Raw genomic sequence first — 19,435 nt, forward strand, 5'->3', positions numbered from 1 at the left:
TCACGCCTTCCTTATCAGAATTGTGAACTCATAAAGCCCATAGTCATGAAGTAACGCGACTTGGCGGGAATAGCGGCGCTTGCATAAATCAAACAATCGACACGGGTCAGCATAATAGAGATAGTCGCGCTTTTTGTCCTCGTCGGAGTAAGAAGTCAGGCAGTTGAAAGCGAATCCAAGACTGCTGGTTCGGTTCAGTACGTCCAATGTACCCAGCAGATAGTCAAACCACTCAGCATCCGTTCGCTCCAGACGCACATTGAAAATGCCGCTGGCGACACCATAGTCCGCCACTTGGTCTGGTTCAGTTGAGGTGATAAAGCGAGCTTGATTGGCGGCAGTGTGTCGCTGCCTGGCAGCTTTGATCATTTCGTGGGAAACATCCACCCCGAGGTATATACAGGCTGCATACTTGTCTCGCAGATAGTCCAGCAATGCGCCATAGCCACAACCCAGGTCGTTCAAGGAAAAACCAGGCATCTTCTTCGGGTCAATCACTTTACAGAGCTGCTCAAATCGAATCGTTTGGCTTTCTTCACCATTCCAGTCGACCCCGCGAGGCGTATCACCATGTTCCGCAAGTTTTTCAGCGTAATACGTTGCAACTTCGTCGAGCAGCTTAGTCTTGTTGTTTTGCATAAATCTGCCTCACGATGGTATAGGGGCGCTGCTTGGTTTCCGAGAATATCTTGGATAAGTAGATGCCCACCACACCAATGAAAGAGATAATCATCCCACCAAGAAGCCAAATAGAAGCCATTACGGATGTCCATCCGGCTAAAGGTTTTGCCAAGAAAAGCCAGTGAGTAACCAGATAAGCGATATAAGCCAAAGCAAACAACGAGATCGATATACCGATATAAAAAATGCTGACCAGTGGGGTGTTACTGAATGATGTCACCGAGTTGACCAGCAAGGACATTTTTCTGCGGAAGGTGTATGTGGTCTCGCTAGTATTGTGCTTTTTGATGACATAAGGGCGCTGGTCAAACCCGGTGATGTACCACAAGCCCGCCATAAAAACTTCCCGCTCTTCATGGCGCAGCAAAGCATTAACGTACCGACGAGTCATCAGGCGCGCGGTGACAACATTTTCCGGCAATGCAAGACCCGTCAGTGCTTTGAAAAAGCGATAGAACCACTGTCCACTCCAGCGCTCAAACCAGCTCCCTTTTCTGCGTTCCTGAATTCCGTACACCACATCACAACTCTCCTGCTCCATCTGCTGCACGAATGTCTCTAGCCATTCAGGCTCCTCCTCCAGGTCGCTATCAATCAAAAAAACTCGCTCCCCCTTTGCGTGCGCCAAGCCAGTCATCATCGCCTTGTGGTGTCCAAAATTACGCGACAAATCAACAACAACAACGTGCGAATCCTGCTCCGTGAGTTTGACGGCCAGATCCAAGCTGTTGTCTGGTGATCCGTCGTTTACAAGAACTATTTCGTAATCGTCCCCAACCAGCCGCCTTGCCGTGGCACTCGCACGCTCGTGAAATTCATTGATGTAGGGCGCAGACTGATAAAGAGTTGCGACGATCGAGAGCTTCATTTGAACAGTTGATCAAGGTTGAATGGGATATGTACTGCCAACAACCACCAAAAGGTGTGCTCAATCAACACAATCCCTTACGATTGGTTAGTTCGCCAGTAACCAGGCTGTGCAAGATCTTGTCATGGGTCAGTTTGCGCGTTGCAAGTGAGCGCACTTGCAGCAATGATGGCATCTGGCAGCTTTACGCGGTGGCTACGACGCAAACCAATAACCATATCTTCAATCTCTTTGGTCAGGGGCAGATACTGGAGGCAGGCCAGTTTTCCACTAATCAGAATTTCTTCTTCCGCAGTCAATCCCGGAAAGCCCAGTAACTCCATACGAGTGATTGCGCTATAGCCGCAACGCCGGGTATCAATCTGCTGATTACTGATCATGGACAATGTTTCAGGATTGGATTTCAATAGCCCAAGAATAAAGTTGGTATCAAGCAGCCAGTCAATCCCATTCACGGCGCAGTGCCTCCTGTACTGCCAACGGTTCCCCGGCAAAGCAGGCTGAATGTTCCAGCCCACCGGCCATATCAATCAGCCGGAAAGGCTCATCTGGTTGCGGAAGCATGTTCTTCTGGTGTAGAAATTCGGCAAAATCCAGCAACTCTGCCAGAGCAGCAGGTGGTAGCGTACTACTGAGTTTGTAAAGCCGTTCGATTGTTGACATTGTCATTCCTCTTTCCAACGTATCGTATCGATTATCCGATCAAATTTCCTGCTCGTCATATCGAAATGATCGTGAGATTATTCCACATACTTCATATAACGCTTCGCGTTCTTCCCGCAATTGAGCAACAAATCAAGAATGGTAACGCCATGTGTGAATTCCCCCCAGAGTTGCTGATATTCCGGATACCCGATGTAATCAAACCAGGTGAGTTTGATGCCATTCTCTTTAAAAACCTGCTCATCCACGTAATCTTTTGCCGCCGGGCCTGAGATGTACTCAGTGCCACCAGCCTGCACACAAAGGTCAGCAAGGCGTTCGGTCTTGCCATCGAGCAGGGTGTAATCCCATGAATTTTTAATTACCGTCTTGATCCCCAGGTAGTTACAGATAGCTTCAATAAATCTCCTGTTCAATTGTGAAATATGGGTGAAGGTCTCTGCGAGATAGAGTGGCTCCAGCCATGCAGCAATCTCAGTAAAATGCGGTGAACGACGATAGTTCTGCACCAAGGCTTTCCAATGCGCAGCTGCCCAATCAGTACCGTCGATTTCGGTCTCGCGAATCTTTTGATGGTATTTACCCTTCACCAGAACCGGAACCGTGAGCCACTGAACACCTTGAGGTGTTTTGATCTGATTACGATTTCGCCAATCGCGGCGCGTATATTGCATATCATCGTAGAGGATGAACTCATCTACGGCAGCAATCATATCGAAGTAACCCTTCCACGGTATGTAGTTGGATTGCACGATGGCGACTTTTTTCATTGTCCTGCGTTTCTCGTTTTATAGATTTGATACGCTGGATTATGTGAATTTGGCACCAATTCAAAATTGTTCAGGATAAATTGGTAAATTAACGGATGTGTATTTTTAAAACGCAGCTCGTCACGACCATCAAGAGGCAGATCAAAAATAAACGCAAAACCAGGGTCAGATGCCTTGATGCGTTCGATCTCTTTTTTCTCGAATGCTCCTGTGCGGGGAAATAATGCATAAATCTCCCACATGGGCGACCTTCGCTCCAGCAAAGCATAAGCACCAGGCCAAAAGGGTGTGGCAATAAAAGACCGTCCATCTGGAGCGAACTGATCAGTCAATTGATGGAGCAATGCAATGTCACTCGCCGTATTTGGATCGACCTGGAGATACTTGCCAGATATATCCACATTGACGCACTGTTTGCTTGCCAGGCATTGCCACCCAGGGTGAAACACATGCATCACCCAGAAGCTTGTCATAAATAGACCAGCAGCAAGAACCCACTTTGTTTTGCTGGACGCACTTGACGCTATGGCCAGAATCCCGATCAAAAGTGGGAATATACCTTGAGCAAGGTGCCCAACGTCAGCGCGAGAAAACGCGTAATGCGCATAAGGAAGCGCGAGAAATGCTGATGCGACCAACACTGGCGGTAAGGGCTTTTCCTTCAATCCTCGATAAACGACCCATATAACTGAAAGCCCCCCAAAGATTAGGGTTCCAATAAAGAAAATACCGATCAATACACCCCGCGCAGCATCACCGATAGAAGAGGCAGCAAAGTTGATTGTCCACGGCCAGGGCACGGGTAGTGGCAAATTAGTGGCTTTTTGTTCAAACAAAAATCGCACACTTTCCCAGAATGCAACTGCAAAACCTGGAATCAGGAGCGCCATGAAAATAATAGGGAGAAAGCCGATCGTAACCCCTACACTCCAAAGTACAAACCCTTTCAAAAATCCGGTATCAGAACGGTTCCTGATATTGAGCCAAGCGATAACACCAAGGCTACCTACAGCACCGTAAACGCCATGATTACGACCAAAAACAGCAATCAATCCGACACAGATGCCAGCAATAAGATAGCGTTTGGGAATGGGGTTTGAAACAAGATAAGTCAGAATTCCGATCAGAAATATAGAGATGGAAATATCGAAAAGCTTGTGGCGTGGAAACATCCATAACACCAGTATCGCTGCAGAGATTATCCAGAAGAGAATATCAGCTTTATCTCTGCTCTTTGTCGACTGCGCAATCAACAACAAACCAACGAATAAGCCGAGGCACTGGAAAACAGCCACTGCTATACGGACACTCATAATACCGTTGTCACCAGCAACACTCAGTAGTGCTGCAACCCAGTAATAACGACCGGGATCATAGGACATAAAATCACGAATCGGGATTTCACCCAGCAAAACTCGCTGGACGCCGTACCACAGATAGCCTTCATCCCACAAGTTAAAGCCCTTGTTACCCTGCCAAATAAACAGTAAAAAGATGACAAGGCATGAAATCGTCAGAATCTGGATTAGTCTATATTTATTGTTTTGTATTTCTGGCTCATCCATATACGCATCCGGCACTAAAATGCCATTGTAATCTACAGCAAAGAGAGCGTCACCTTCTCACGGATTGTTGCGAATGGCATCAGCACGTTGCACTGGCCATCCACCAGGGTCCATAGACAAGAACAAGTAATAGCACTGCAAATATCAACAATCATCCACAGCTTCCAGCGATTCACCGATTCTGCACAGAGGTTTGAGCTCGCAGTAAGTGCAGGTTTGCGGGTATTGTTTAGGGCTCACTCTGGCTTCTCCGGCCATAAAATCCTGCACCAGTTGCTCGATCGTCTGGCGCCAGCCGGCCAATACTTCATCCCAGCTTGCTGCTTCCCGGGTATGTCTCAGGTTTTCGAAAGATTTTATTCCCAGGATCGATACTTCTTCGCTTGCTACACCCTCAAACGCAATATCACCTGCTCTGATGCGGGCAAATGCAATCCCGGCCAGCCCGTCATCAGTAAATGCCAGACTGTATAGCGGCAATTGCGGTTCATCGGGGCGATCGCCAAACCACGCACTTGCTTTGACTTCACCGGTTTTGTAGTCGATGAGCAGTTCACCCCCTTCTTCCAGCGTATCGATGCGGTCTATCCTCAAATTGATGCGCAGGCCGTTCAGTTCAAGCTCCGTTTCCATTTCCCGGCCTGAAACACGGAAAGGGGGGCGCTGCTTTTCCATTTCCAGCCACGCCAGCACGAGAGCATGCAATCGTTTGCTTTCAAGTGCTTGCAGACGCTCACCAAAAGTGTGCGGATAGCGCGGAGCGATTTCGTATATCGCTTCATTCACCTTGCCGGCGACCAGTGCATTCAGCTCACCAGGGGACAAATTTGCCAGTGCTGCTAACGAATCCAGTTCAGCCCAGACCATTTCCATGACCCGGTGCAGCAAAGTGCCGCGTACCAGCGCATTCAGACCGATCTGTATGCGGCCCAGTGGACGGGCGACCAGCCGCAGTTCGGCAAATGCCCGGAACGGGCAGGCTGCCTGTAACTTGAACAGCTTGCTGCCGCCCGGAATACCCGTTCCGACAAATGTCGGGGCAACATCCTCGGACAGCACCTCCTGTTGTCGACTGTGATACACGCTGTCTCGCCAGGCGGATTGCGTACCCATGGCGAGCATTTCTTCACTCAACGCCGGGAAAGCATCGATCAGTGGACTGGAATCGAGGATTTCATCGCCCTTACGCTGCGGATAGCTGATGACAACCTCAGTAGCATTCGTGGTAATTCGCTGCAACAGCGCTGCTGCCACACGTAATTCACGCCTGGCGCTGGAATGCGGCGCATCAACCTCACGCTGCAAGGTCAGAGGAAGAAACGGATTGGGCCGGGATGATGCGGGAAATACGCCGTCATGCAATCCCATGATCCAGAGATAGTCGAACTGCAGCCCGCTGGTTTCAAACAACCCCAATACCTGCACAGGCGCCTCCGCTGATTCCGGCTGAAAAATCGTACCGGCAACCATGTGCCTGAGTTGCTGCAGCGCTTCAGTCAAACTGACCGACCGAATTACCCAGTCCAGCGTGGAAAATTCTCTCAGTACCCCCTGCCATGCCTGGATAACCTGATATTCCTCGCTGGACAATCCTCGCTCACCTGGCCAGCCGATTGCTTTCAGCCACTGTCCGAATCGCTGCGCCCACTCTCCCGGGCTCGTTGGCGCAAGTGATACTTTCACCTGCTTCATCAAATTACTCAGACATTCGGCCAGCAGTGGACACGAATAGGGCTGGCCACTGCGAGCCGCATTCGTCAGCAGCTTTTGCAGGGTCAGATTCCATTCACCCGATTCGCGCAGACGAGCATCCAGCAAGGCGCGCGCATTCATTTCCCGATCCCCGCCCGCAATGAAAGAAGAACGCAGCACACGACTGACATGCGGCAACTCGATGACAGTTTCTGATAAACCGAGAACATCCAGCGCCAGACTGACGGGTGGATAGCGGTCGAGCGGCTTGCCAAGCGACAAATTGTAAGAACGCACCCGATCATGATGCTCCGGCTGCAATGCTTGTGGAATCAGCACTTCATCCAGTGTCTGGCAGATCATTTCCCGCTGTGCGGCCAGTTCCGGCACGACCAGCGCAATCCTCGCCGCCGGATTTTCCTCCAAACGTTGCCGTATCCAGCGCGCCGCCTGCCGGATCTCGTCACGACCGTCTGCGCACGCCAGCTTGCCGATACGATCCGGCTGACCGGATAACTGTAACCACTGCAATGAGCATCCCGTCTGTTCGAATGCACGCAGAAACGATGATTGCTGCGGTGTCCACTCATCGAAACCGGTCAACACAAGCTCGTTCGGCACTGACAGGCTGTCGATCTGCACGTATTTCTGCAATATTCCGGGCAGAACGGCGACTGAAAGCCAGCTATTTTTCCGGCATTTCGCTTCGAACATCGAGGCCAGTTGCCAGAACAACCGGGTATCGGCGTTATGACCGAAATCCGCTTCCCGGCAGGGAATACACCATGCATGCAGTGTCTGCCATGCTTCCATGATACGAGCGACAGTCTCGTTGGTGGCCTGTAACGGAACATCGCCGGACTGTTCTGCCAGAATTTCCTGCCAGACGAAATACTCCTGATGGGAAGTCAGTAACACCCCCGGGGCCGATTCAATCCGGCTGGAAATGACCACCTCCTGCCACAGCTGCTGCAACCATGCATCCCAGGGCAGAATATCCGGTGCGGGCCATGCCCCGTGTCCTTCCGCAGACCTGGCCTGATTGAATGCCTGATGAAGGGCACGCGCCAGCCGCCGGTTTCCGGTCACAATCGTTGCACAGCCATCCAGTCTTTGGATAAGATCGGTGATGTTAGTCTGTCGGGCGTCGAACGGGCGGGTCGTCATGGCCGGATTTTCCATGTTTCGCAAACAGTCTGATAATCAATGCTGTACGCAGGCAGAGTAATACAATTCAATTTTTGAAACAGTTTTTATCAGGAGAACCAATGAACAGAATAGGAAACGGGCTGCTGGTCGCCATGGCGATCACCTGGTCCGGTATGGTTTTTTCAGCAGTGCAAAACTTGCCTCAACCGGTTTTCTCAGGCCAGGATGGTGAACAGGCAGCAGCCGACAATGCAGCATCACCTGCTCCCGCGGAACAAGCCGCACCGGCCTCGACAGAAGCAGAAACTGCAGCGAAGGCAGAAGAACAGGCACTGCCCAGCGGCATCGGCTGGAAACTGGTACGCAGCCTCGAAATGGGAGACTCGGGCAAGTTTGTGCACATGGTACTGATCGAAAAAGGACGCCAGGCGGATAAAACCATCTACAGCTCCGCCATTCACAGATTATGTGCCAAGGAAAAAGAATTTTGCCGGATACGTTTCTGGGTTCAGTCATACCTCATACCGGAAAAAGTCTCACTCACACTGGAACAGCAAAAAACCCAGCAGGCAGATCACCTGTTCAATCGCGCTGCCGGTATCCACCGAACGTTATGGGCCTGCACCGTCGATTCGACGAGTGAATCGTGCATTCAATAAACGTAAACATCATCCTGCTGAACCTGCCGGACGTATCGAGTCCATGTAGGTCAGCAACATTGCCTCCAGAAACAGTCTGGGGTTGAGCGGATGGCGCGCCAGTTGCTGCGAGGCAATCAGGTTGCGCCACAAAAACCCAAAAGCAACCGGATCGATGACAGCCGCCTGCTGCCGGATGACCGCCACCTGCTTCAGATGGTAACGCACCCGCCCGCTGGTACGGCAGCTCATCAGGTCATAACACCATTTCTGCAACCAGCCGGTCACGCTGGATAAATCCAGCTTGTGCAGCTTTTCCGCCAGCTCGATCGGATCGAACCTCTCCGGTGCACACAAGCACTGGATGAAATCAGTGTGAGAAGCAGCCAGCCGTTCATCGTACTGCAATGCCAGCAATGGTGAAAAACCTGACATGGCGAGATGAAAATCAGGATCGGTGATTCCCTGGTGAATAAGCCAATCCTTTGCCATTTCATGATCCGGCCCCGGCATGGCGGTCTGCCGGCAGCGGCTCAGAACCGTAGGTGGAATCAGTGAAACATTATGTGTCACCAGAATGAACAGCACTTCTGGTGGCGGCTCCTCCAGTTTTTTCAGCAGCGCATTGGCAGCCGCCGTATTCATCGCTTCGGCTGGATGAATCAGCACCACCTTGTCACGCGCCTGGTGAGCACTCAGGTAAATGAAATCGTCCAGCGCACGAATCTGCGCAATACTGATCTGCTGACTTGGCTTCCTGCCTGATTTCGTACTCCCGGCTTCTCGCCGGTTTTCTTCATCATCCTTGTCTGTAGCACCTTCCTGCGCTGATAACGCCTCCGGCTCCAGCAGGCGAAAATTCGGATGCAACCCCTGTTCGAACCAGTAACAATCCTGGCACTTCCCGCACGCCACACCCGCTGCATCCCCCTGCCCGCACAATATGGATTTCGCCAGAGCAAGGGCAAAACCCAGCTTGCCAATTCCCCGACGCCCCTTCAGCAACAGCGCATGATGTCGCTGCGCACTACCTGACTGTCTGGCCTGCTGCCAGATCACCCGCTGCCATGGAAAAATTTCGGCTGTGGCCATTCCTGAAATTGTCCCGTTTTGAAAGATAATTTTTACTGAATCGAAAAAAAGCAGATTGGGATGAGAAATCGCAGTTTATCGTGAATTCTCTGATAGCTGCGAAAGGGAGCAAATTTCGAACCCATTCACCCTCTGAACTGCGTATCCGACAGATCTGACCAGAAATCCTCCACAATTTCCGCTACAGCTGTTTTGACTTCTGCCAGCAGCCGGCTGCCGTCCACCACCCGAATTCTTTGCGGAAACTGTTCTGCACGTTGCAGATAGGCTTGTCGTACCCGCTCGAAAAACAGATTGGATTCCATTTCGAAACGATCGGCAACTCTGGTGGATTGCAGCCGTTCGCGACCCACTATGACGGGTACGTCGAAGTACACTGTCAGATCAGGAGAAAGTTCTGCCTGCACCCACTGTTCCAAATTATCCAGTTTACTTTGTGCCACTCCTCTGCCCCCGCCCTGGTAGGCAAAACTGGCATCCGTAAAACGATCGGAAACCACCCAGGCACCGCGGTCCAGCGCAGGCAGTATTACTTTGTCCAAATGCTCCCGTCGCGCAGCAAACATCAGTAAAGCCTCGGTTTCAGGGTGCATCGCCTGGCGATGATCCAGCAGCAACTGTCGTAATGCTTCGCCCAGCGCTGTACCACCCGGCTCACGTGTCACGACTACCTCCAATCCCTTGTCCTGCAGGAAACGCTCCAACCATGCCAGATGCGTACTTTTTCCTGCTCCATCAATCCCTTCAACAGTAATAAATTTTCCGCGCTGCAAGATAATCGCTCTATTAAAATGATTTACAAAATTCCCGATCAAGAAACTGGCATCTCATACTGTCATTACCAACCCTGATGTCCATGCTAATCGATGCTGAAGGCCGCCTTGTCCCAGCTCGCTACATACCTTCGCCCAATTGTGACGAACGGCCGGACCGGAACGACATCAGCCTGCTGGTGATTCACGCCATCAGCCTGCCGCCGGAAGAATTTGGTAGTGATAGTGTCATCGAACTTTTCACCAACCGGCTCGATCCACAAGCACATCCGTATTATCAGGGATTGCAGGATTTGAAAGTCTCCAGTCATTTTTTCATTCGTCGTAATGGAGAAATCATTCAGTTCGTCCCTTGTACTCTGCGCGCCTGGCACGCCGGTATATCCTGCTGGCAGGAGCGCCCCCGCTGTAATGATTTCTCGATCGGCATCGAGCTGGAAGGCAGTGACAACCAGCCGTTCGAGCTCATGCAATATAACCGGTTGATAGAACTCACCCGGGCAATACAGGCAGCTTACCCTGTCAGTGATATCGTCGGCCATGCCGATATTGCGCCACAAAGAAAAACCGATCCCGGTCCTTATTTCGACTGGCAAAGTTATCGCCAGGCACTTGAAACAAATCGATAACCACACGATTGATCACTCCATACTACCCGGTCCGGTTGTCACACAGGTGCCTGCAGCATCTGATTTGCCATAATCATAATTCAGCAACCCTTCAACAACCAGAAGGGAGTGATAGAATCCGGGGTTATTTTCAGCAAACAAACAGATAAATCACGAAATGATCGGCATTCTGATCATCAGTCATGAACAGTTGGGAACCAGTCTGATCGACTGCATCATCCATATCCTGGGCGAGCGTCCCCCGCTGCTGATCAATCATATCGTTTCCTCCACTGAGGGTCCGGATAGCGGATCAGTTAGGCTGCAGGTGACCCTCGAGCAGTTGGATCAGGGCAGTGGTGTCCTGATTTTGACGGATATTTTTGGTGCAACGCCGGCCAATATCGCCCGCAAGCAGATCCGGAGCGGGCGGATCGAATGCCTGGCCGGACTGAATCTGCCCATGTTACTGCGTGCCGTGCAATATCGGCATCAGCCCCTGCCGCAGTTGATCGACAAAATCCTGGCCGGTGGCCGGGAAAGTATCTTCCAGATATCTCCGGAAAACAGCAATGCAAACTGAATCATTGACCATCCTCAATAAGCTGGGCCTGCATGCACGTGCCTCGGCCAAGCTGACACAACTGGCCGGCAAGTTCGAAAGCGAAGTCTGGCTTACGCGTAACGGCCGCCGGGTGAATGCCAAAAGTATCATGGGTGTCATGACCCTTGCTGCAAGTATAGGCACAGTCGTCGAACTGGAAACGTCCGGCCCCGATGAAGTTCAGGCCATGGAAGCATTGAAAGCCCTGATCAACGATTACTTCGGGGAAGGTGAATGAGTTTCATCCTTTACGGCACAGGCGTATCCGATGGCATTGCGATCGGGCATGCTCACTTGGCTTCATCCGCCACATTGAATGTTCCCCATTATCTGCTGCCGAAAAACCAGATCAACGCTGAACTGACCCGGTTGCGCAATGCATTTTCCACCGTGCGGCTGGAGCTGGAAACATTGAAAACTTCCGCTGCACAGGTATCCGGCCTGGCCGAGTTCAACGCTTTCCTGGAACTGCACCAGATGATTCTGGATGATCCGACACTTTCCCATGCAGCTCTGGAAACGGTTGAACAGGCACAATGCAACGCGGAATGGGCCATTACGCAGCAGATGGAAGTATTGGTTGCTCGCTTCGAAGAGATAGAAGATGCTTACCTGCGCGAGCGTAAAACCGATGTTGTCCAGGTAGTCGAGCGAGTATTGAAAGTACTGCTCGGGCATCCTGGATATACCCCCCCGCCATCGAAGCATGACGGCTCCAGTATTCTGGTGGCGCATGACCTGAGCCCGGCCGATGTCATGCAATACAAGCAGCACCAGTTTTCCGCCTTTCTGACGGACATGGGCGGGCCGACTTCGCACACCGCTATCGTTGCACGCAGCCTCAATATTCCTTCGATCGTGGCAATGCAGCACGCCCAGCAGCTCATTTACGAAAACGACAATCTGATCGTAGATGGCAATCAGGGTATCGTCATCGTCAATCCGGACAAATACATTCTCGCTGAATACCGCCTGAAGCAAAGCCAGCTTGAGCTGGAAAAACGCAAACTCTGGCGTATTCGCTCTGTGAAAGCAGTCACACTGGATGGCACGACGGTGGATTTACTCGCCAACATCGAGCTGCCGCAGGAGGTCGAACAGGCAAGGGAATGTGGCGCCATGGGGATCGGCCTGTTCCGCAGCGAATTCCTGTTTCTCAACCGGGATGATCTGCCGGATGAGGAAGAACAGTTCGAAGCCTATTCCACAGTGGTGAAAGGCATGCACGGGCAGCCGGTCGTGATCCGCACTTTTGATCTGGGAGCGGACAAAAACCTGCGCAGCGCCTACCGCACAGCACCCAACCCGGCACTCGGGCTGCGCGCGATCCGCCTGAGTCTGGCCGAACCCGGCATGTTTCTGGTGCAATTGCGTGCGATCCTGCGCGCTTCCGTTCTGGGCAAAACCCGGATTCTGATTCCGATGCTGTGCAGCAGCCGGGAAGTCGACCAGACGCTGCAAATGATCGAATTTGCCAAACAGAGCCTGCGCGATGAAAACAAGCCTTTCGACGAAAACGTCAGGATAGGTTGCATGGTGGAGATTCCGGCAACGGCACTGAGCCTCGAACTGTTCATGCGCAAGCTGGATTTTTTATCCATCGGCACCAATGATCTCATCCAGTACACGCTTGCAATCGACCGAACCGACGAAACCGTGGCACATCTGTTCGACCCGCTGCACCCGGCCATCATCCGTCTGCTGGTTCAAATCATCCAGAATGCCGGGAAAGCCGGTATTCCGGTTTCCATCTGTGGTGAAATGGCAGGGGATTCAGAATATACCCGTCTGCTGCTTGGAATGGGATTGCGACAGTTTTCCATGTATCCGGCACAACTGCTGACCGTGAAACGTGAAATTCTTGGCAGCCACCTGCCTGAAATATCCCGTCTGATGCAGAAAATCCTCAAAGCGGATGAACCGGAAAAAATCAGCGAGTTGCTGCAGAAACTCAACAGCTGATTCACCGGTCCCTGACACATCAGGAATAATGTATTTCCAGTAGTACAATTGGATACAATGAGCGCTCATTCTTCACATCGACAGTTGGCTTTACTATTTTCAGATGTCCACACAAGATTCTGATTCGATCGGCATCGTATCGGCACGACGCGCCCATTTCGACACCCCGCTCAGCCTGAAAAGCGGAGCTGTACTGGACAGCTACGAGCTCGTCTATGAAACCTATGGGGAGCTGAATGCAGACCGATCCAATGCAGTGCTGATCTGCCATGCTTTATCCGGCAACCACCATGTTGCCGGTGTTTATGCAGATAACCCCAAGAATACCGGATGGTGGAACAACATGATCGGTCCGGGCAAACCGGTCGATACCCGAAAATTCTTTGTCATCGGTATCAATAATCTCGGGGGTTGCCATGGCTCCACCGGGCCCATCAGCATCAACGACAAGACCGGTAAACGCTTCGGCCCGGATTTTCCGCTGGTAACGACAGCTGACTGGGCAAAAACCTATGTCCGTTTCGCCGATCAGTTCAGCATCGACTGTTTTGCCGCCGTCATCGGTGGCAGTCTGGGCGGGATGTCGGCCATGCAACTGGCGCTCGATGCACCGGAAAGAGTTCGTCATGCCATAGTGGTTGCAGCATCGGCCAGGCTGACAGCACAGAACATCGCTTTCAATGATGTCGCGCGTCAGGCGATTCTGACCGACCCTGATTTTCACGACGGCGACTATTATTCCCATGGCACCCACCCGCGCAGAGGTTTACGCCTTGCCCGCATGCTTGGCCACATCACCTACCTGTCGGACGACTCCATGGCCAGCAAATTCGGCCGTGAGTTACGTAACGGCTCGCTTGCTTTCAATTATGATGTGGAATTCCAGATCGAATCCTATCTGCACCATCAGGGCGACAAATTTGCCGACCTGTTCGACGCAAACACTTATCTGCTGATGACGAAGGCGCTCGATTATTTCGATCCGGCCCAGGATTACGATGGCAACCTGAGTGCAGCCTTTGCCCGTGCACAAGCGGATTTTCTGGTACTTTCCTTTACTTCCGACTGGCGTTTTTCCCCGGAGCGTTCGCGCGATATCGTCAAGGCACTGCTCGACAACAAACTGAATGTCAGTTATGCGGAAATTCCCTCCTCGTACGGACATGATTCCTTTCTCATGCAGGACGACTACTATCACCAGTTGATACGTGCTTACATGAACAATATCGCTCTCTAGCCGATACCGGCTAACGGAACTGAACATGATGACAACTGAAATCAGCAGATCGGCACTGACATTGCGGCCGGACTTCGCCACCATCGCAGCCTGGATCAGACCGGGTTCCAGCGTGCTCGATCTGGGCTGCGGTGACGGAACGCTGTTGCACTACCTCAGGGATAAACTCGACATACACGGCTATGGCGTGGAAATCGATGCCCACAATATACTGGCCTGCATGAAAAACGGCATCAACGTGATCCAGAACGACCTTGAAGCCGGTTTATCCGAATTTGAGGGTGAATCCTTCGATTACGTCATTCTGTCCCAGACATTGCAGGCCATGAAAAATACGGAATACATCATTCGGGAAATGTTACGCGTGGGCAAAGAAGGGATCGTTTCCTTTCCCAATTTCGGCTACTGGAAAAACCGTATACAGGTTGCCGGCGGGCACATGCCCGTCTCGCCAACTCTGCCTTACCAGTGGTATGACACCCCGAACGTACACCTTTGCACCCTGCACGACTTCGAGCAGTTATGTCAGCAGCACCGGGTCAACATTCTGGAAAGACGGGTGATGAACAATGACAAAAAGGTGACATTCCTCCCCAATCTTTTCGGTATCCTGGCGTTTTATCGCTTTAGCCACGCAGCTTAACCGGCGACTCAAATTGATGCGATGGATCAGACAAGATGAGATGTACGACTTGCCAGCCATTTCTTAAGGGATGTTTGACTTTCGCCCGAAGGCCTGCCTGCTAATAATCCCTCTACGCTAATATCTTCGTCCAGATCTTCCCAGTGTATTCCATATCCTTTCCCAATCAAACGCCAATTGTTTTGTTCTGATTGAGACGCATAAGTCAGTCGGGGATACCACGCCAGCGGGACAGAGATCGTTCACCCATCGCTCAAGTCAACACTCAAGGTATCCTCGGTGATCATAACGTTTTCAGCCATTGGGACTTCAATTTCAATCGTGGAAGTATGCATTCCAGGCCTCTCTTAACTGTATTTGATATTCGTCCACAACTTTCTGAATACGGATAATCTCTTTTCGAGAAAAACCACTACTGACCTGGTCAAGTAAAACCGGACAACCCGGTTAAGCGACCTTTTTCAATTTTTCCATTTATTTCTGCCCCATATTGGTTTAGATTTTTGTAGCCCAAGTATGAATGCAGTCGATGGCTGTTATCAAATATGGAAATATACTGCAGTACATCTTGCTGTGCTGCATAGGGTCAGATAGTGTCGCCAATGGATTTGCTCCTGTTCAATGCTGCTCCCTGAAGCAAATAATATTGTTCAGGAAGCAGCTGGTTTGCCTGCTTATTATGGGCAGCTGTTTTTTGATCTGCCAAGAATGTGAAGTGCGTGCAACCTAACACAATAACATCACTGGCCATTGAGACCGCTGGAGCGAGATACTGATTGAGCATTGCCTGATGCGGAAGCAATGCACGGGCGGCACGGTAGGCAGCCAGTCCGCTAACCCCTGAATCGAAAATTCCTACAAAGCCTGACTGCATGAAGATGTAACAAATTAATCTGACCCGGTATAGCTAGCCTGAATTAAGCTGTACCAGCTTATGGGCGTCGTTTGGATGAATCGTCAGGTGACATGGTTTAGCTGGAAGTATTGATTTTACATATCCAGCGGGCTTCTGACACCCCGCCCGCCTTTATTGAGAACATGGGTATAAATCATCGTTGTATGGACATCCTTATGACCGAGCAGCTCCTGGATAGTGCGGATATCGTAGCCTGAATCGAGTAAATGGGTCGCAAACGAATGGCGTAAGGTATGCGGAGTAGCCAATTTGGTGATGCCACTGGTCTGCACTGCTTTTTTCATCGCCCGCTGCAATAGTTTCTCGTCTATATGATGTCGCCGCTCGACACTGCTGCGCGGATCGATCGAAAAACTTCCGGAAGGGAAAATATATTGCCATATCCAGTCTGTTGCTGCGTTGGGATATTTGCGTTCCAACGCGTCCGGCAAATACACCGATGCCTTGCCTAAACGGATATCGTCATCGAACAAGACCCGGCGCTGAAGTAAATACGTCTGTAAAGGACTCACTAACGACTCCGGCAGTATCGTGACTCGATCCTTGGCCCCTTTGCCGTCGCGGATCAAGATCTCGCCACGTTCAAAATCCACATCCTTCACTCTGAGACGCACACACTCCATCAAACGCATCCCCGTGCCGTATAGAAGATTCGCCATCAAACCATAGGTTCCACTCATCCGGACCAAAATGGCCTGCACTTCGGTGCGCGTCAGAACAACAGGTAACCGTTGCGGCTGCTTGGCGCGTACGACCTTATCCAGCCAGGGCAAGTCAATCGACAGCACCTCTTTATACAAAAACAGCAAAGCCGACAACGCCTGGTTTTGGGTCGAAGCTGATACTTTACCAACCACTGCCAAATGCGTTAAAAATGCCTCTACCTCTGCTGCACCCATTTCTTGTGGATGGCGCTTACCGTGGAATAGAATGAAACGCTTTATCCATTGCACATATTGGGTTTCGGTACGCAGGCTATAGTGTTTGATACGGATACGGTCACGAACCTGATCCAGGAGTTTTGGCGGTGTATTTGTATTTCCCATAAAAAGTTGATACAGATTAATAGGCGTGATAGATTCTCAAGAATCTGATCATTTTATGAGTTATACACCTATGATCAAAGTTTATTATACACCTAGAAAGGTGCCTACTTAACGTTAGGCTTACAGAGTCAGGAGCAGATATGAGCGAGCAAATTTTTTTCGAACACGACGGTGTTCGCGTCTCTAGCGCACGCTTTGTTGTCAAGGGAGCCACATATCCTATAAGTGCAATCACATCCGTTCGAGCAGTCAGATCAAAAACTTTTCCTTTGTTGGCTATCGTCTTGATACTAATTGGATTTGGCATTCTTCTTGGTGGTGAGCCGACGTTGCTGATTTTTGGTCTTGCTACTATTGCGCTTGGGGTTGTGTGGATAATAAAGAAAAAAGAACTCTATTCTGTTGTGCTACAAACATCGTCAGGTGAATCTCAGGTTCTAGAGAGCCAAGATAGGCAATATATTCACTCGGTTGTCGATGCATTAAATAATTCCATCGTCCAGCGCGGCTAAGCCTAATCGGGTAGCTGGGAGCTTTTAACTCCCAGCCCCCACACCACCCACCGTGCGGGTCCGCAGTAGGCGGTTCAACGAGCGTGCTCGTGTGACGACGACGCCTTCAACCCTTGTCCGGCCCGTAGCTCTGTGCTTTGCACCACAGGTCTTTGATGCTGAGCAGTCCCTGTGCCCTGAGCCAGTCGTTGGACATGGCCTGTTGGGTCACCGGAGTTCTGGCCATGCGCCAATAGCTCAGGCTGCTCACGCCGTGTTGGATGGCAGCCTTCAGCGGTATGCCCAAGTCCAGCAGGTGCCGGATCTTAGTGCGCGCCCAGCGCCACTGTTTCCAGTAGCACATACGCACCCGACGTCGGATCCATTCGTCCAGTTCCGGGATCGGCCGGTAGTACTGGCTGATCCCGTAGTACCCGAACCATCCCCGCAGATACTGACCGAGCTTTTCCAGCCGGTACTCCATGCTGACGCCCCAACTTCTGCCGGTGAGTTGCCGCACCCGATGCTTGAAATTCGCCAGGGATTTCTCTGTCCAGCGGATCTTCTTGCCCACAAGAGTGAAGCCTAGAAAGCTGCATTCACTCATCGGTGCGACTTGGCTCTTGGCCAGGTTCACGGTGAGCTTGAGGGTGGATTGCAGGAAGTACGTGAGGCTTTGCATCACCCGCTCGGCCGCGCGTCGGGACTTGACCAGGATGATCACATCGTCGGCGTAGCGGGCGAAGCGGTGTCCGCGGCGTTCCAGTTCGAGATCGAACTGGTGCAGCAGGACGTTGGCCAACAGCGGCGAGAGCGGCCCGCCTTGCGGCGTGCCCACCTCGCTGGGTTGGGGGTGCTCCCCGACCAGCACCCCGGCGCGCAGGTAGCGCCCGATCAGGGCCAGCAGTCGCTTGTCGGCGATGCTTCGACTCAGCAGGCTCATCAACAGGTCATGGTTGACGTTGTCGAAGAACCTGGCCAAGTCCAGATCTACCGCCCAACGGTAGCCGGCCTTCACGTGCGCCTGCACCTGGCGGATCGCCTGGTGTGCATTGCGGCCCGGTCGGAAGCCGAAGCTCGATGCCGAAAAGCCCGGATCGAAGATCGGTATGAGCACCTGGGCGATGGCCTGCTGGATGACCCGGTCCGTGACGGTCGGGATGCCCAGTTGCCGTTGGCCGCCATCGGGCTTGGGGATATCCACCCGTCGCACCGGTTGCGGCCGATATCGCCCGGCCTCGATCTGCTCGCGCGTGGCTGGCCAGTGTGCGCGGGCGTGTTCGGGCCATTCCGCCGTGGTCACGCCGTCGATACCCGGCGCCCCCCTATTGGATTTGACCCTGCGCCACGCCCGCGCCAGGTTGTCTCTGGCCAGCACGGCCTCGAGCAGGTCTTGGCCGTCTTGGTTATGGTCGTCGTCTTGGTTCAAGGCTCGGTGCATGCCGACCGCCGCCGTGCCTGGCCCATGCGGGCTTCATCGGTTTGGTCGAGTTCGGTCACGTCTGCTCCTTAGTATCTCGTTGTTCAGCCCTTCGGCAGCCCGACACCTGGCTGCCTACTATGGCTTCTGCTGACTTCTGCACCGTCACGCCCACCGTTGCCAGTGGACGCGCTGCCCGTCTGATCGTGCGTCGCTGCCGGTTTCTTCGCTCGTGGCGGGCAGCTCGCCACGGCTCCTGGTCCTTGGTTGCCCGGTGGGACCGGCCGGGTCATCGTCACGATCAGGCTGGCCGCCGTCAGCACAGACCTCCCCAGGTAAGAACGCGAACTGTCGGTGCACAAGCGCCGCATTTACCGTGGCCGGCGTACCGTTGGGCTTCGCTGTCATGTGCCAGCTCGCCTCGCCTGCCTCGGCCTTCTATGCGGTTTCTGTCCGTCGCCTCGCACCTCTTGCACTCCGGCTTCCTCCAGACAATCCCTCACGGGCTTGCCCTTGCCTTCGGCTCGTGGTTATACTCGGTTCACAATGAATCCAAGTCGGTACTCCCACAGGGGACTTGCACCCCATAAGTTCGCGCCCATGCTGGGCGCACACAA

22 protein-coding genes and 1 pseudogene are annotated in these 19,435 nt (G+C 52.2%); 8 read left to right on the top strand and 15 right to left on the bottom strand.

All coding sequences use genetic code 11. The features are described from left to right. From B5D58_RS09355 to B5D58_RS09385, 7 genes are all read right to left on the bottom strand, one after another. On the bottom strand, positions 1 to 639 hold the full coding sequence (locus B5D58_RS09355) for a class I SAM-dependent methyltransferase (RefSeq protein ID WP_011112670.1): 639 nt from the start codon (positions 637 to 639) through the stop codon (positions 1 to 3). Beyond that, on the bottom strand, positions 620 to 1,549 hold the full coding sequence (locus B5D58_RS09360) for a glycosyltransferase family 2 protein (protein WP_011112671.1): 930 nt from the start codon (positions 1,547 to 1,549) through the stop codon (positions 620 to 622). Before B5D58_RS09360 ends, B5D58_RS09355 begins: the two co-directional genes overlap by 20 nt. Before the next feature lie 122 nt (positions 1,550 to 1,671). Continuing rightward, positions 1,672 to 2,004: a type II toxin-antitoxin system VapC family toxin gene (locus tag B5D58_RS09365; protein ID WP_011112672.1), complete on the bottom strand. Its 333-nt coding sequence runs from the start codon at positions 2,002 to 2,004 to the stop codon at positions 1,672 to 1,674. Continuing rightward, entirely contained in the window at positions 1,991 to 2,212 is a 222-nt protein-coding gene (locus tag B5D58_RS09370; protein WP_041356848.1) for a DUF2281 domain-containing protein, read from the bottom strand. The genes B5D58_RS09365 and B5D58_RS09370 overlap by 14 nt, the downstream gene beginning before the upstream one ends. 77 nt (positions 2,213 to 2,289) lie before the next feature. Beyond that, positions 2,290 to 2,982, bottom strand: a complete 693-nt coding sequence (locus B5D58_RS09375; RefSeq protein WP_011112674.1) for a WbqC family protein — start codon at positions 2,980 to 2,982, stop codon at positions 2,290 to 2,292. After that, a complete protein-coding gene (locus B5D58_RS09380) occupies positions 2,979 to 4,547 on the bottom strand; it encodes a hypothetical protein (protein WP_011112675.1) in 1,569 nt (522 codons plus the stop codon). Before B5D58_RS09380 ends, B5D58_RS09375 begins: the two co-directional genes overlap by 4 nt. Positions 4,548 to 4,691: 144 nt before the next feature. Further along, a complete protein-coding gene (locus tag B5D58_RS09385; protein ID WP_158297476.1) occupies positions 4,692 to 7,406 on the bottom strand; it encodes a PD-(D/E)XK nuclease family protein in 2,715 nt (904 codons plus the stop codon). Positions 7,407 to 7,507: 101 nt separating this feature from the next. Between B5D58_RS09385 and B5D58_RS09390 the strand changes: the two genes are divergently transcribed. Further along, the gene (locus B5D58_RS09390) at positions 7,508 to 8,047 is read left to right on the top strand and encodes a hypothetical protein (protein ID WP_011112677.1); all 540 of its coding nucleotides are present in this window, start codon (positions 7,508 to 7,510) and stop codon (positions 8,045 to 8,047) included. Between the two features lie 9 nt (positions 8,048 to 8,056). Here B5D58_RS09390 and B5D58_RS09395 read toward each other — a convergent pair whose 3' ends face one another. Then, complete coding sequence (locus B5D58_RS09395) at positions 8,057 to 9,118, bottom strand: DNA polymerase III subunit delta' (RefSeq protein WP_011112678.1); 1,062 nt, start codon at positions 9,116 to 9,118, stop codon at positions 8,057 to 8,059. 125 nt (positions 9,119 to 9,243) lie between these two features. Continuing rightward, a complete protein-coding gene (gene tmk, locus B5D58_RS09400; protein WP_011112679.1) occupies positions 9,244 to 9,891 on the bottom strand; it encodes a dTMP kinase in 648 nt (215 codons plus the stop codon). Positions 9,892 to 9,974: 83 nt separating this feature from the next. Between tmk and ampD the strand changes: the two genes are divergently transcribed. The 6 genes from ampD (at position 9,975) to metW (ending at position 14,945) form a co-directional block, all read left to right on the top strand. Next, positions 9,975 to 10,520 (top strand): 1,6-anhydro-N-acetylmuramyl-L-alanine amidase AmpD, encoded by a 546-nt coding sequence (gene ampD / locus B5D58_RS09405; protein WP_041357291.1) that lies wholly within the window; start codon positions 9,975 to 9,977, stop codon positions 10,518 to 10,520. A gap of 157 nt (positions 10,521 to 10,677) precedes the next feature. Continuing rightward, the gene (locus B5D58_RS09410; RefSeq protein ID WP_011112681.1) at positions 10,678 to 11,082 is read left to right on the top strand and encodes a PTS sugar transporter subunit IIA; all 405 of its coding nucleotides are present in this window, start codon (positions 10,678 to 10,680) and stop codon (positions 11,080 to 11,082) included. Beyond that, complete coding sequence (locus B5D58_RS09415) at positions 11,072 to 11,341, top strand: HPr family phosphocarrier protein (protein ID WP_011112682.1); 270 nt, start codon at positions 11,072 to 11,074, stop codon at positions 11,339 to 11,341. Before B5D58_RS09410 ends, B5D58_RS09415 begins: the two co-directional genes overlap by 11 nt. Next, entirely contained in the window at positions 11,338 to 13,065 is a 1,728-nt protein-coding gene (gene ptsP / locus B5D58_RS09420; protein ID WP_011112683.1) for a phosphoenolpyruvate--protein phosphotransferase, read from the top strand. Before B5D58_RS09415 ends, ptsP begins: the two co-directional genes overlap by 4 nt. Before the next feature lie 103 nt (positions 13,066 to 13,168). Then, the gene (gene metX / locus B5D58_RS09425; RefSeq protein WP_011112684.1) at positions 13,169 to 14,302 is read left to right on the top strand and encodes a homoserine O-succinyltransferase MetX; all 1,134 of its coding nucleotides are present in this window, start codon (positions 13,169 to 13,171) and stop codon (positions 14,300 to 14,302) included. Positions 14,303 to 14,327: 25 nt separating this feature from the next. After that, entirely contained in the window at positions 14,328 to 14,945 is a 618-nt protein-coding gene (gene metW / locus B5D58_RS09430; protein ID WP_041356849.1) for a methionine biosynthesis protein MetW, read from the top strand. A 26-nt stretch (positions 14,946 to 14,971) separates the two neighbouring features. Here the strand turns inward: metW and B5D58_RS14445 are convergent, their stop codons facing one another. The 4 genes and pseudogenes from B5D58_RS14445 to B5D58_RS09445 form a co-directional block, all read right to left on the bottom strand. Beyond that, positions 14,972 to 15,184 carry a DUF2442 domain-containing protein gene (locus B5D58_RS14445; protein ID WP_353681458.1) on the bottom strand — a complete coding sequence of 71 codons (213 nt, stop codon included), beginning with the start codon at positions 15,182 to 15,184 and terminating at the stop codon, positions 14,972 to 14,974. Positions 15,185 to 15,369: 185 nt separating this feature from the next. Next, a pseudogene (locus B5D58_RS14135) lies at positions 15,370 to 15,571 on the bottom strand (hypothetical protein); the annotation flags it as partial. Further along, positions 15,532 to 15,819, bottom strand: a complete 288-nt coding sequence (locus B5D58_RS13970) for a hypothetical protein (protein WP_011112686.1) — start codon at positions 15,817 to 15,819, stop codon at positions 15,532 to 15,534. The pseudogene B5D58_RS14135 and the gene B5D58_RS13970, both read right to left, overlap by 40 nt. 116 nt (positions 15,820 to 15,935) lie before the next feature. Next, entirely contained in the window at positions 15,936 to 16,907 is a 972-nt protein-coding gene (locus tag B5D58_RS09445; RefSeq protein WP_011112687.1) for an integron integrase, read from the bottom strand. Positions 16,908 to 17,047: 140 nt separating this feature from the next. Between B5D58_RS09445 and B5D58_RS09450 the strand changes: the two genes are divergently transcribed. After that, complete coding sequence (locus B5D58_RS09450; protein ID WP_011112688.1) at positions 17,048 to 17,419, top strand: DUF6232 family protein; 372 nt, start codon at positions 17,048 to 17,050, stop codon at positions 17,417 to 17,419. Positions 17,420 to 17,525: 106 nt separating this feature from the next. Here B5D58_RS09450 and ltrA read toward each other — a convergent pair whose 3' ends face one another. Next, positions 17,526 to 18,827 (bottom strand): group II intron reverse transcriptase/maturase, encoded by a 1,302-nt coding sequence (gene ltrA, locus B5D58_RS09455; protein ID WP_198407847.1) that lies wholly within the window; start codon positions 18,825 to 18,827, stop codon positions 17,526 to 17,528. Between the two features lie 95 nt (positions 18,828 to 18,922). Then, positions 18,923 to 19,069, bottom strand: a complete 147-nt coding sequence (locus tag B5D58_RS14140) for a hypothetical protein (RefSeq protein ID WP_158297474.1) — start codon at positions 19,067 to 19,069, stop codon at positions 18,923 to 18,925. Between the last annotated feature and the right edge of the window lie 366 nt (positions 19,070 to 19,435).

This window comes from Nitrosomonas europaea, from assembly GCF_900167395.1.
GTDB classification, from domain to species: Bacteria; Pseudomonadota; Gammaproteobacteria; order Burkholderiales; family Nitrosomonadaceae; genus Nitrosomonas; species Nitrosomonas europaea.

Excerpts from the sequence above, each read along its gene's own strand:
- B5D58_RS09355 (WP_011112670.1), bottom strand. The coding sequence starts at position 639 with ATGCAAAACAACAAGACTAAGCTGCTCGACGAAGTTGCAACGTATTAC.
- B5D58_RS09360 (WP_011112671.1), bottom strand. The coding sequence starts at position 1,549 with ATGAAGCTCTCGATCGTCGCAACTCTTTATCAGTCTGCGCCCTACATC.
- B5D58_RS09370 (WP_041356848.1), bottom strand. The coding sequence starts at position 2,212 with ATGTCAACAATCGAACGGCTTTACAAACTCAGTAGTACGCTACCACCT.
- B5D58_RS09375 (WP_011112674.1), bottom strand. The coding sequence starts at position 2,982 with ATGAAAAAAGTCGCCATCGTGCAATCCAACTACATACCGTGGAAGGGT.
- B5D58_RS09380 (WP_011112675.1), bottom strand. The coding sequence starts at position 4,547 with ATGGATGAGCCAGAAATACAAAACAATAAATATAGACTAATCCAGATT.
- B5D58_RS09385 (WP_158297476.1), bottom strand. The coding sequence starts at position 7,406 with ATGACGACCCGCCCGTTCGACGCCCGACAGACTAACATCACCGATCTT.
- B5D58_RS09390 (WP_011112677.1), top strand. The coding sequence starts at position 7,508 with ATGAACAGAATAGGAAACGGGCTGCTGGTCGCCATGGCGATCACCTGG.
- B5D58_RS09395 (WP_011112678.1), bottom strand. The coding sequence starts at position 9,118 with ATGGCCACAGCCGAAATTTTTCCATGGCAGCGGGTGATCTGGCAGCAG.
- ampD (WP_041357291.1), top strand. The coding sequence starts at position 9,975 with ATGCTAATCGATGCTGAAGGCCGCCTTGTCCCAGCTCGCTACATACCT.
- B5D58_RS09410 (WP_011112681.1), top strand. The coding sequence starts at position 10,678 with ATGATCGGCATTCTGATCATCAGTCATGAACAGTTGGGAACCAGTCTG.
- B5D58_RS09415 (WP_011112682.1), top strand. The coding sequence starts at position 11,072 with ATGCAAACTGAATCATTGACCATCCTCAATAAGCTGGGCCTGCATGCA.
- ptsP (WP_011112683.1), top strand. The coding sequence starts at position 11,338 with ATGAGTTTCATCCTTTACGGCACAGGCGTATCCGATGGCATTGCGATC.
- metX (WP_011112684.1), top strand. The coding sequence starts at position 13,169 with ATGTCCACACAAGATTCTGATTCGATCGGCATCGTATCGGCACGACGC.
- metW (WP_041356849.1), top strand. The coding sequence starts at position 14,328 with ATGATGACAACTGAAATCAGCAGATCGGCACTGACATTGCGGCCGGAC.
- B5D58_RS13970 (WP_011112686.1), bottom strand. The coding sequence starts at position 15,819 with ATGCAGTCAGGCTTTGTAGGAATTTTCGATTCAGGGGTTAGCGGACTG.
- B5D58_RS09445 (WP_011112687.1), bottom strand. The coding sequence starts at position 16,907 with ATGGGAAATACAAATACACCGCCAAAACTCCTGGATCAGGTTCGTGAC.
- B5D58_RS09450 (WP_011112688.1), top strand. The coding sequence starts at position 17,048 with ATGAGCGAGCAAATTTTTTTCGAACACGACGGTGTTCGCGTCTCTAGC.